Here is a 10,718-nt window from a genome sequence, read left to right as displayed (position 1 = left end):
TGACCTCAATCAGAATTCGGCTCTAGAACGATGTGGTCCGACTATCGGGGACCTGCCACGAGCTGCTCGATCGTGACGGCACGCATAAATCCCATCAGCGCCGAACTGGGATAAGTCCACACCTTCCAGGTCACCGACCCGGGACCGAAGAAGCCGTAATCGGCGGCAGGCTCGTATTTCTTCTTGATGAGGTCGATGCGAATATCACCGACTTTTCCGAGCTTGTCGATGGCGGTGAAGACGGTGTTGATGTCAAGAAGAGCAGCCATGGGACGACTCCTAGGAGTGTACAAAAGGACGGCTTTGTCCTCTATTGGAGCCTACGCACCTGCCGCCACAACGAGGGCTGAATTCGGTCAGCGAGAGCCGGGCGAATCCCCACGCTCATCGAAGTACGCAGCGAGGTTGGCCAGCGAGGACTCCATCCCCTCCTTGTGATCTTCCGCCGAAATACCGACAGGCACATCGTCTGCGCGCAGATCGACGCGTGTGCCGTCGGCAACCGTCGAGACTGACCACGTCATAGTCATAGTCCCGTCGAACGACGGATCGTCCGACGCGAAGTCGACGGCCGAAACGACACGATCGTCGGGTGAAATCTTGATGAAACGACCCTCCACGACGTCAGAGTCTTCACCGGCCTTTCCGCCACCTTCAGGTACTACGTCGTAGGTCAGGATCATCCGGTACGTGCCACCAGGCCGGGCCTCGTAATGTTCGAATCGGCCTGTCATGCCTTGGGGCGGCAGCCATTCGACGAGTGCGGTCGGGTCGACGAGCGCCGCGTACACGCGAGAAAGTGGAGCATCGACTACGCGTGATGCTTCGTCGGTTCGTCCCATTCCGCCACTCTATGGCGCACGGCAAAGGGTCGGCGCCAAACGGCGCCGACCCTTCACAAACCGTGCCTCGCGGGTTCTAGTGCACGCTCGCGGCGGCACCTTCCTGCTTGGGCGGAAGTAGCAGCGAGAGCGCGACAACGATCACGCCGAGCACAGCGCCGGCAATGAACGCCCATTGCAGTCCCCCGACGAATGCCGCGTCGGCCTCCGAGCCCCGTTCGACGAGCGCACTCGACCGATTCTCGAGAATGACGATCAGGGCTGCGGTGCCGACCGCACCGGCGACCTGCTGCAAGGTACCGAGCAGCGAACTGCCGTGCGAGTAGAGCTCCGGTGTCAGATCGCCGAGACCGAGTGTGAAGACCGGCGTGAAGATGGCCGCCAAACTCACCATCAGGATCACGTGGACGGCCAGGATCAGCGCGTACGGAGTATCCGCTTGAATCCGGGTCAACGCACCGAGTGCAGCAACCATGACGATCGCACCCGGAATGACCAGGACGCGTGCGCCTTTCAGGTCGTAGATCCGGCCGACCCGCGGTCCGAGCAGGCCCATCGCGATCCCACCCGGCATAACAAGTAACCCGGTTTGCACAGCGGACAGACCACGGATGTCCTGCAGGTACAGCGGGAGCAGGATCATCGAACCGAGGAATGCCATAAATGCGATCGACATCAGGACCAGCGTGACAGCGTAGTTCCGGTGCTTCAGCGTCCGCAGATCGAGCAACGGACTCCCCGACGACTGCAGCCGCAGCTGGTACGCGACAAACGCTGCGACGAGAACCACGCCGATGCCGATGATCACGCCGAGCTGTCCACCGCTACGCGCACCGATCTCACTGAGTCCGTACACAAGCGCAGAGAACCCGATGCCTGCCAACGCGACACTCGTCCAGGACACCGGCCCGACCTTCGTCTCGCCGACATTCTTCAGGTGACGCAGTCCGAACACCGTCACGCCGGCAGCAACGGGCAGCACGAACGCGAAGATCAGACGCCACGACCCGAGCTGCAGGATCAGGCCCGAAATTGCGGGACCGAGCGCCGGTGCGACCGAGATGGCAAGCGTGACCTGGCCCATGACCCGACCACGATCCTTTTCGGCAACAACCTGCATCAAGGTCGTCATCAGCAGCGGCATCATCACAGCGGTGCCTGCGGCTTGAATACCGCGCGCAGCGAGCAGCACCTCGAACGTCGGAGCCAACCCGGCGATTGCGGTACCGGTTCCGAACACCACCATCGCGACCGTGAACGCGGTGCGAGTCGTGACGCGCTGCAGGAACCAGCCGGTGATCGGGATGACGGCTGCCATGGTCAGCATGAATATCGACGACAACCACTGTGCGGTACGGGCAGTGACCTCGAAGTCGACCATCAGGCTCGGCATCGCGTTGATCATGATCGTCTCGTTGAGAATCACCACGAACGTCGCCGCGACGAGCAGCTTGACGATGAGCGGCGTCTTCCCGCTGGCCTTGTCAGCTGTTACTTCCAGGTCTAGGTCATCCGGATCGACTACATCGGTGGCGACAGTCATAGGACCCCCTCGGATCGGTGTTCGGTGCAGCCCTTGTGACCACCCGCTTATAGATACGTCGAACGCGGTGTAGACGATTCGACACGAGACGGGCAAAAATATCGAACGAATTTTGTCGGGGCCGAGGGATAACGCCGAACCGAGTGAGCAGCCTCACAGGTTCAGTGGGCGACTTCCCTTCCGAAGGTCAGCCCATATTTCTCCAGAAGTGGACCGGTTTGTTGCATGTCGACGTCGCACTGCGCGGCGGCCGCGAGCCTCTCGAGTTCCTCGTCTGTTACGCCGAGGTCGATCTCGCGGAAGAAATCTTCGAGACCGCCCGGCGTAATCAGTTCGAGCACCCGAGTGGGTTTGTCGCTCGGGTTCCAGAAGGTGTGCCACTCCCCCCGCGGTTTGAGGATCAGGTCGCCGGGCTCTGCGAATACCTCGACGCCGTCGAAGATCGCTCCGAGCTTGCCCTCTATGACGAAGGTGAATTCGTCTTCGAGGTGGTGGCGATGCACGGGCGCGGCGATCGAGCGCGGCGCAAGCAGATGCTCGACCACCGCGAGGCGGCCCTCGGTCTGGTGCGAGTCGATCAGGAACCGGTCGCGGACACCGTCGATCGGTCCGAGGATTTCCCCCTGCGAGGGGCGGATTACACGATTGGAATCATGAGTGAACCATCGCCGGATCGGCACTTCGGGTCGATTCCCTGAATCTGGTATTCCTGCGCATCGACATTTCTGCAACGCTCGACAGATGACCGCCGACCTGCTCGAGCGAAGTGCCGCAAAGATCGTCCGGCTTGCGGCGCAAGGTCTCGACGTCGCAGCATTCTGGCGCGAATGCAGCGACGTGCTTGCGACCGCGGTCCCCAACTACATGGCACCATGCTGGTTAACGCTCGACCCGCAATCACTTTTGGTGACAAGCCATTTCGATCCGGCGGTTCCCGAGATCTCGGCCGACTACCTCGCGCACGAATACCAGCGTGACGATGTGTGGAAGATGGCAGACATCGCGCGATCCGACCTTCGTACCGCGACGGTCCACGAAATCACCGGCGGCCGACCTGAAATAAGTGAATGTTGGCGCAACTTCGTCGCAGCGTATGGAGCTGACCAGGAACTAATGGTGCCGTTGCGGAGTCGAAACGGCACACCGTGGGCGACGGTCTCACTGTTCCGGGAACCGGATCGACCCGAATTCTCGACGAGCGAACGGGAGTTCCTCGCTCACGTGGCTCGCCCGATGGCAGAAGGGGCACGGCGCGGCCTGCTGATCGGTGAAGCCATCGACCGCGAGAACGGGATGGCTCCGAGCCTGATCGTCGTCGACGAGGATTGGAAGACGCAGTCCATGACGCCAGGGGCGCACGAATTGCTACAGCGGCTGCCCGGCTACGGCGAGAACCAGTTGCCGTCTGTTGTGACCTCGGTCGCGGCCCGGACCCTCAACGACGCCTTGTCACTTCCGGCGGTTGCGCGAGTTCGCGATTCGCTCGGGGTGTGGCTCACGCTGCATGGTGCTCCGATGGTCGCCGATGGGCACCGCCGTGTCGCTGTCATCATCGAGCAAACCGACGCCGACCGCCTCGCTCCGCTGCTCATGGATGCCTACGATCTGACCGAACGAGAGAAGGACATCACTCGCCTTGTGCTGCAGGGTCTTTCGACGAACGACATCGCTGAACAACTGGTGGTCGCACCGCAGACGGTACAGCAGCACCTCAAGCACATTTTCGACAAGACAGCTGTCAACAGTCGTCGCGAACTCGTCGGCAAGGTCTTCTTCGGCTTCTACGAGCCACGTCTTCGAGACAACGAAACACGCACTCAGGTAGGTAAGCCCATCCGCGGCGGGCCCGCGCGGGGTTCGATCCGCTGAGCCGGCGCACTCGTAGAGTCGGCGCAATGGACAACGACCGCGTCGGACGCAGCTACTCCGCTATCGCCGATACCTACATCCGGCTGATCGGTGAAATCGGCGCAACCGATCCCGACGACCTCGAGTTCATCGAACGACACCTCGGCACTTGCGCCGGGGTCGTGCTGGATGCCGGCTGTGGTCCTGGCCATCTAACCGGCTTTCTGGCCGACCTCGGTCGCGATGTTCGGGGTATCGACCTGGTACCCGAGTTCATCGACAACGCCCGATCGATCCGGCCCGATATCGCCTTCGACGTCGGTTCGATGCTCGAGGTGGATGTACCCGAAGAGTCACTCGGCGGAATTCTCGCGTGGTACTCGCTCATCCATTGCGCCCCAGACGAATTGGCAGTGCCACTTAGCCGATTCCGAAAGCTGCTGTCGGACAGTGGGACTCTTGTCGTCGGCTTCTTTCTCGGCGACGCAGTCGAACCGTTCGACCACAAGGTGACGACGGCCTACCGCTGGCCGATCGACGAGATGTCGAAGGCGCTGGCTGCTGCGGGCTTCGAAGAGATCGAACGAGTCCAACGACCTGGCACAGATCTTGTTCGACAGCACGCAGCACTGGCAGTACGGGCGAACTAGGCGCCGCAGGCAGAAAGCGCGGAGCCAATGTGACAGTGGTACCGCTATTCGGGTCGAATATCACATTGGCTCAGCGCTTTTGAGCAGTTCCCGACTACAGGCCCCGCTTCAGCCCGACGTGGGCGGAGCGATAGCCGAGCCTGGTGTAGAACACGCGCGCCCGTTCGCGGGCCTCGTCGGTAGTCACCTGTGCAAGTTGCGCCCCACGCGCACGCCCGTAGTCGTGTGCCCATTCGAGCATCGCGGTGCCGAGCCCTTTGGAACGTTCGGCCTCCGCAACTCGCAGTCCCTCGACTTGTAGTCGGATGGAACCACCTCGGGAAAGCCCAGGAATGACGGTCAATTGCATCGTGGCAACGACGCGATCGTCACCATTGCGGACCACCCCGAGATAGTTGGAACTGTCGCGAGCGACCATGTCGTAGGCCGCCTCGTATCGTTCGAGCTCGACGCCCTCGCGATCCGGGCCGAACTGATCGTCGGACAGCAGGGCTGCGATCGCTTCGACGTCGTCCCGACTCGCGCGTTCGAGTCTGAAGGTCCGACCCCCTACCCGAAGGAGTCCTCGAACGGAGGATCGCGCACTTGTCTGCAAGCGGGCGACCAACAGATCGAGCCAAGCGCCGACGTTGACCCGGGCTTCGACGGTGTCAGGATAACGACACCGCAGGTGCAGACCGGACTCGTCGAGGATGAACCACAGCATGACGCCGTCGGTATGGATAGTTGCGCTCACGTATTGCGCATCGAGTCCGACGGAGTCGATTCGCACCGGCAGTCTCCGCAGGTCCAGCCACGAAATCGCGAACATACCCGGGGCTATGGGCATGCCGCCCCACGGAGCGAGCACGTCCGCGAGCGGCCAAGAGCCAAGCTGCACAGCCTGTTTCACCGCAGCTGCCGCCGCACGCGGCTCGGCGACCGCCGACTCGAGTACCGAGTTGGTGATGAACCAGCCGACCGAATCGTGCCAGTTGTCGTCGTACCGGCTGTGCACCGGGAAAACGGCTCGCAGCGGGGTTCCCGCCAACTCGCGGGTCACCGCGGTCATCGCGACAACCGCGAGTGCAAGCGTCGAGACACCGTCTTCGCGGGCCTGCGCAGCGAATGCGGCACCGTCGTCGAGATCGAAGACATCGCGCACTTCGACACGTTCGCGCTGCGGCTCGGGTGCACCGAGCGACAGCGGGAATCGCGGCATCACGCCGCCGCTGTCCTCGATGATGTGCGCCCAGCGCTGCCGAACGTGATCCGGCGCCGCAGCTCGATCCAGCAGTAGTTGGGTGTGTTCGACGAATGCCGGCGCGCGCCCCGGCAACGACGTTGCGCCCGGCCGCCGAGCGGTGAGCAACGCGAGCAGGTCGCGCGCGATCACCAACATCGACCACATATCGACATGAGAGTGGTCGGCCCCGATCAACACCGTGAGTCCGGCAGCAGTCTCGAGGACACACAGCCGGTGCGAGGGCTGTTGGTACGGCGCACACGCGGCATCGAGAACGTCCCGCACCGCATCGTTGACGGCCTGACCAGGAGCTATCCGATGCTCGACCCAGACCCCCTGACCAACCTCGAGCTCGTAGAGTTCCGGCTCACCATCCGCACCGAGCACGAATGCAGTTCGAAGCGTGCCGTGTCGGGCGATGACACTCAGCCACGCGTCGGCGATCGACTCACGGCGAATGCCTCTCGGTAACCGAAAAGACAAGGCCATCCAGGAACCTGGCCGCTCGCCTGCCGCGACGTGGGCGTGCTGGTCGAACGACACCGGAAGACGCCGGTCGAGGGCAGACGCAGTGACGTCGTAGCCCCACAGTCGTCCGAACGGCAGGCGCAGGTGCGTGACGTTGGTCAGCCGCATGGCAGTACCCTATCGCTCCGGTTAATCTCGATCAGCGCGGCCGTTCGAGGTGACGCGGTCGGTCACGAAACTAGGAGCCTGATGCCAACTTTCGAGGTTCCCGGAGCCGAGCTCGCGGTCACTCTGAGCGACGAAGGTGGACACCCCGTAGTCCAACTGCATGGCCTTACCTCGAGCCGCGCACGAGATCGGGTGCTCAACCTCGATCTCGGTCGTGGCCTCAGCGGCACTCGACTGCTGCGGTACGACGCACGCGGCCACGGTCGGTCGACGGGACGGAAGGTCCCCGAGGACTACCGCTGGCCGAACCTCGCCGACGACCTCCTTCGGCTGCTGGATCGCTGGTTTCCAGGCGAACAGGTGCACGGAGTGGGTCCGTCGATGGGTACCGCGACCCTCTTGCACGCCGCTGCCCGTGAGCCGGACCGGTTCGCTGGGTTGACCCTGATGGTGCCTGCAACGGCGTGGGAAACCCGACCTGCGCAAGCTGCGAACTACATGGTCGCCGCGGCGCTCATCGAGACCGAAGGTGTCGATGCGTTTCTCACTGCCGCACGCGCAATAGCGGCCCCGCCGGCCACGATCGGAGCGCCCGAAACCGTGCCCGACGTACCCGACGCCCTGCTACCGTCGTTGCTGCGAGGCGCGGCACTGAGCGACCTACCTGCTCCTGACGACGTAGCGCGAATCGACGTTCCGACGACGATCCTGGCGTGGGTCGACGATCCGGGTCACCCGTTGTCGACGGCGGAAACCCTTGCGGCACTGCTGCCTCAGGCAACGCTGACGATCGCGCACACCCCGGCCGACGTCGATACCTGGCCTACCATCCTGCGCGACGACGTCGCCCGCCGCGGCTGATCACCGTCAGCGCGGCAGATCCGCAGGACCGATCGGAGCATGAGGATCTATCCGCGAATTGGGCGGCTCCGGCGCAGCAAACGCGACGCAGTCCAGCGGCCGGAGCGACTCCCAATACGAGCCGGACCTCGGCAGCGCACCGCTCAGCATTTGCGTGCCGTGCCGCACGAGCCCATCGGGGCCCACGATGCCCGAGAAGTTCCAGATGTTGTCCGGCTTGTTGTTCCACTTGATGCTCAACTCGATGACGTGCCGGTTGATTTTGCCACCTGTGATGGTTCCGTTCACAATGCCGCCGTCGTCGAATTTCACCCGTGCTGGGCCGCCTGGCACCAGCCCGGTCGATGTGAAGGTGACCGTCCATCGATGGTCGATCCCGTCGCCTCTGGCGATGAACTCACCGTCGAACGCGTATTGGGTGCAATTGGCGCTGGGAGGCGCCGCCAGCGCGGACGGGGCGGAAGTGAGCGTCGAGAACGCGGCTACAACAGCCACGAAGAGCCGGACTTTCGTCGACAGGTTCATCGCGGCACGTCCCCTGGACCGATGGGAGCGTTGGGATCCACCCTCTTGCTTCCCAGCTCCGGCGCAGTCGAGGCGACGCAGGCCAGCGGACGCTCGGAGTACCACAGCGCCTCGTAGCCGCCTTCTGCCTGCCGCCTCTGGTCACCGCGGGTGACGAGTCCGTCGTCGCCGACGAAGCCGAGAAAGCGCCAATAGTTGTTGGGTTTGTCCTTCCACTTGATCGTGAATTCCACTTGTCGCCCGCTGATCGCTCCCCCGCTCACTGTCCCGTCGACGAAGCCGCCGTCGCTGAATCGCACCCGCGCGGGACCGCTGGGAAACTGTCCCGTCGAACTGAACGTCACCTCCCAGTCGGTCGGGCCCGACGGGTAGCCACGGGCCCGAAACTCGCCGTCGAAGGCGTATTGGGTGCAGTAGGAGCTCGGTGGCGCGGCCTGCGCCGGTTGTGCGACAACGAGCATCGACACCGGGGCAAGCACCGCCGCAGCCGCGGACATCCACAATCTGACCGACCTACGAGACATCTCGGTCCCCTTCGCATCCTGAACTCACCGATGTTTCGAGGATGCGGTAGAGGCCTGCGGCGTAAACAGTCGTCACAGGGGTGGAATCAGCACACCCCTCGACCATCCGTACCTGTCGAACGCACGTGCATGCAGCGTTGATGCGACGTCGCACTGTAAACCGAACCTCAACGTACCGCCGTGGCTCCGTATAGCGAGAAAGTTACGCGCGCTGCTGCTCGTTGGGTTGCACAGAGCGCTGTGAATGCTGTACACATGAACTTGTGAATGACATACACGGCCCGCCGATTCGGTCGACCGAGAACCTCCTTGGCCTTGCGGAGGTGGCGGGCCTTGCGGGAGTCGCTCGCAATGTGGTGTCCAACTGGAGAATCCGCGACGCGCGGTTTCCGAGACCTGCCGCTGACCTGGCGGCGGGCCCCGTCTTCCGATCCGAGCAAATAGAGCGATACCTCGCTCGCAAAAGGAGCAACATGACGCACGTAATTAGTATGATCAATCTAAAAGGCGGCGTGGGTAAAACTACGACTACGGTAGCGCTCGCCGAAATTCTGGCCGGAGAGCTGAACAAACGTGTTCTAGTAATTGACCTGGATCCTCAGACCAATGCCACGACGATGCTACTTGGCGAGAAAGAATGGACGACTGCCAATGCAGCGGGTTTGACGCTGGCGACGCTGTTCAAGGACTCGCTACGACCAGAAGGCGAAGCCGCAGAATTCAATCTAGAGAAGACGCTACAAAAGCAGGTCTCACCGGTGTCAGCGGTGAAAAAACTCGACCTACTGCCAAGCAGTCTGGATCTGATCGATGTACAGGATCGCCTCGCGGCTGTTCCGAGCGGCCGATACTACACGGACCGGCCGGTCGACCTCCTTTATAAGTCGACACGGAAATTGCTTCCCGACTACGACTATGTACTGATCGACTGCCCGCCTAATCTGGGCATTATTACGCTAAATGGACTGAGAATGTCCCAGGGTTACGTAATTCCTACCAAGCCCGACGTTTTGAGTACATACGGGATCCCACAGATCCTGACCCGAGTGAGCGGATTCGCTGAAGGCCTGTTGGACGACGACATCGTGCCACTCGGAATCGTTATCAATATGTACCGAGCGGGCACTACGGTCCACGAAACTACGCTCCGTGCGCTGCGCTTAGACGTCAAGGCGAGCAAGTTGCCGCCGCTGTTCGATGCCATTATCCCTCACGGTGACGCCGTTGCGGGCGCCGCCGAATTCACCACAGCGTCAACGCTCCGCCAGCGATGGGGCTACAAAGGCCACTTTGATCAGCTCAGTGCGCTAGCGGTCGAGCTTGATGCGCGCGCGAAGGCACAACTGTGACGTCCCACATTGACGCAGCCGAGGCCAACGACCCAAAAGCAAGGGTTCTCAGCAGCCTCCAGTCCCTTGCGGTATCCCATGCCGACCTCGCCGGCGTTTTAGCCGATCTGATAACCGTCGTCGCTAATGAAGCAGACAGAAACTCTCGCTTCGCTAGGCAGCTCTCCGCGGCTCTTCTGGGCGATCGGAAGGAAACGGTTACGACGAGACCTCACAATGCGAAGCGCGCGCGTCGCAACCCCGGTCCGTGGGATCCAAATACTGTGTATGCCGACGTCGGGGAAGGCGGCCTACGGAGCAGGCTAGAGACGCTGGACCTTGAGCAGCTCCGAAACATTGTCGCTGAACACGGCATGGATACAGATCGACTCGCGATGAAGTGGCGGAACCCAGAGCGCGTCATAGACCGCATCCTGGAACGTGTCGTGAACAGAGCCACCAAAGGCGACGGGTTTAGGAATACCTGATGTACCGGCCTTTGATGCCTATTGAAGTAGAGCGCCTCCACGCGGCCGGAGGCAAGCAACGACAGTTATGAATCAACTGGCCGTCGCGGTGCCTCAAACATTGAAGCGGAACTCAATGCTGGGCGTTTGTTCGTGCTGGCTGCCATTGAGATAGCGCGCTGATCAGCGCGAATGACTGTTTGCAACGTTGGCACTGTCGGGAACGAATCGAATGTGCTGCGGACGTACTGCGGACGAAGTGGGACAAC

11 protein-coding genes and 1 pseudogene are annotated in these 10,718 nt (G+C 62.1%); 5 read left to right on the top strand and 7 right to left on the bottom strand.

Annotation, left to right across the window (positions count from 1 at the left end; all coding sequences use genetic code 11):
* Nucleotides 1–59: 59 nt before the first annotated feature.
* From ACHIRB_RS21030 to ACHIRB_RS21015, 4 genes and pseudogenes are all read right to left on the bottom strand, one after another.
* Nucleotides 60–203 (bottom strand): annotated as a pseudogene (locus ACHIRB_RS21030) (oxygenase MpaB family protein); the annotation flags it as partial.
* A gap of 153 nt (nucleotides 204–356) precedes the next feature.
* A complete protein-coding gene (locus ACHIRB_RS21025) occupies nucleotides 357–842 on the bottom strand; it encodes an SRPBCC family protein (RefSeq protein WP_395125610.1) in 486 nt (161 codons plus the stop codon).
* A gap of 76 nt (nucleotides 843–918) precedes the next feature.
* Nucleotides 919–2,385: an MDR family MFS transporter gene (locus ACHIRB_RS21020; protein WP_395125609.1), complete on the bottom strand. Its 1,467-nt coding sequence runs from the start codon at nucleotides 2,383–2,385 to the stop codon at nucleotides 919–921.
* A gap of 161 nt (nucleotides 2,386–2,546) precedes the next feature.
* Nucleotides 2,547–3,065, bottom strand: coding sequence for a cupin domain-containing protein (locus ACHIRB_RS21015; protein ID WP_395125608.1), 519 nt, complete (start codon nucleotides 3,063–3,065; stop codon nucleotides 2,547–2,549).
* A 61-nt stretch (nucleotides 3,066–3,126) separates the two neighbouring features.
* Here ACHIRB_RS21015 and ACHIRB_RS21010 point away from each other — a divergent pair, with 61 nt between their 5' ends.
* Together ACHIRB_RS21010 and ACHIRB_RS21005 are read left to right on the top strand one after the other, a co-directional pair.
* Nucleotides 3,127–4,254 carry a helix-turn-helix transcriptional regulator gene (locus ACHIRB_RS21010; protein ID WP_395125607.1) on the top strand — a complete coding sequence of 376 codons (1,128 nt, stop codon included), beginning with the start codon at nucleotides 3,127–3,129 and terminating at the stop codon, nucleotides 4,252–4,254.
* 26 nt (nucleotides 4,255–4,280) lie between these two features.
* A complete protein-coding gene (locus ACHIRB_RS21005) occupies nucleotides 4,281–4,883 on the top strand; it encodes a class I SAM-dependent methyltransferase (RefSeq protein ID WP_395125606.1) in 603 nt (200 codons plus the stop codon).
* A 94-nt stretch (nucleotides 4,884–4,977) separates the two neighbouring features.
* Here the strand turns inward: ACHIRB_RS21005 and ACHIRB_RS21000 are convergent, their stop codons facing one another.
* Nucleotides 4,978–6,744 (bottom strand): GNAT family N-acetyltransferase, encoded by a 1,767-nt coding sequence (locus ACHIRB_RS21000; RefSeq protein WP_395125605.1) that lies wholly within the window; start codon nucleotides 6,742–6,744, stop codon nucleotides 4,978–4,980.
* An 81-nt stretch (nucleotides 6,745–6,825) separates the two neighbouring features.
* On the opposite strand from ACHIRB_RS21000, the gene ACHIRB_RS20995 reads away from it, so the two are divergent.
* A complete protein-coding gene (locus tag ACHIRB_RS20995; RefSeq protein WP_395114780.1) occupies nucleotides 6,826–7,605 on the top strand; it encodes an alpha/beta fold hydrolase in 780 nt (259 codons plus the stop codon).
* Between the two features lie 6 nt (nucleotides 7,606–7,611).
* Here ACHIRB_RS20995 and ACHIRB_RS20990 read toward each other — a convergent pair whose 3' ends face one another.
* Nucleotides 7,612–8,130, bottom strand: coding sequence for a hypothetical protein (locus ACHIRB_RS20990; protein WP_395125604.1), 519 nt, complete (start codon nucleotides 8,128–8,130; stop codon nucleotides 7,612–7,614).
* Nucleotides 8,127–8,654: a hypothetical protein gene (locus ACHIRB_RS20985; RefSeq protein WP_395114778.1), complete on the bottom strand. Its 528-nt coding sequence runs from the start codon at nucleotides 8,652–8,654 to the stop codon at nucleotides 8,127–8,129. The genes ACHIRB_RS20990 and ACHIRB_RS20985 overlap by 4 nt, the downstream gene beginning before the upstream one ends.
* Nucleotides 8,655–9,127: 473 nt before the next feature.
* Between ACHIRB_RS20985 and ACHIRB_RS20980 the strand changes: the two genes are divergently transcribed.
* Together ACHIRB_RS20980 and ACHIRB_RS20975 are read left to right on the top strand one after the other, a co-directional pair.
* Nucleotides 9,128–10,003 carry a ParA family protein gene (locus ACHIRB_RS20980; protein WP_395114777.1) on the top strand — a complete coding sequence of 292 codons (876 nt, stop codon included), beginning with the start codon at nucleotides 9,128–9,130 and terminating at the stop codon, nucleotides 10,001–10,003.
* A complete protein-coding gene (locus ACHIRB_RS20975) occupies nucleotides 10,000–10,470 on the top strand; it encodes a hypothetical protein (RefSeq protein WP_395114775.1) in 471 nt (156 codons plus the stop codon). The genes ACHIRB_RS20980 and ACHIRB_RS20975 overlap by 4 nt, the downstream gene beginning before the upstream one ends.
* The last annotated feature ends 248 nt before the right edge of the window (nucleotides 10,471–10,718 follow it).

Origin of the sequence: Antrihabitans spumae, from assembly GCF_043944905.1 — a bacterium.
In the GTDB taxonomy this organism is placed as follows: Bacteria; Actinomycetota; Actinomycetes; order Mycobacteriales; family Mycobacteriaceae; genus Antrihabitans; species Antrihabitans spumae.
This window is presented reverse-complemented; position numbering and strand designations above follow the sequence as displayed.

Excerpts from the sequence above, each read along its gene's own strand:
- ACHIRB_RS20980 (WP_395114777.1), top strand. The coding sequence starts at position 9,128 with ATGACGCACGTAATTAGTATGATCAATCTAAAAGGCGGCGTGGGTAAA.
- ACHIRB_RS21025 (WP_395125610.1), bottom strand. The coding sequence starts at position 842 with ATGGGACGAACCGACGAAGCATCACGCGTAGTCGATGCTCCACTTTCT.
- ACHIRB_RS20995 (WP_395114780.1), top strand. The coding sequence starts at position 6,826 with ATGCCAACTTTCGAGGTTCCCGGAGCCGAGCTCGCGGTCACTCTGAGC.
- ACHIRB_RS20990 (WP_395125604.1), bottom strand. The coding sequence starts at position 8,130 with ATGAACCTGTCGACGAAAGTCCGGCTCTTCGTGGCTGTTGTAGCCGCG.
- ACHIRB_RS20985 (WP_395114778.1), bottom strand. The coding sequence starts at position 8,654 with ATGTCTCGTAGGTCGGTCAGATTGTGGATGTCCGCGGCTGCGGCGGTG.
- ACHIRB_RS21005 (WP_395125606.1), top strand. The coding sequence starts at position 4,281 with ATGGACAACGACCGCGTCGGACGCAGCTACTCCGCTATCGCCGATACC.
- ACHIRB_RS21020 (WP_395125609.1), bottom strand. The coding sequence starts at position 2,385 with ATGACTGTCGCCACCGATGTAGTCGATCCGGATGACCTAGACCTGGAA.
- ACHIRB_RS21000 (WP_395125605.1), bottom strand. The coding sequence starts at position 6,744 with ATGCGGCTGACCAACGTCACGCACCTGCGCCTGCCGTTCGGACGACTG.
- ACHIRB_RS21010 (WP_395125607.1), top strand. The coding sequence starts at position 3,127 with ATGACCGCCGACCTGCTCGAGCGAAGTGCCGCAAAGATCGTCCGGCTT.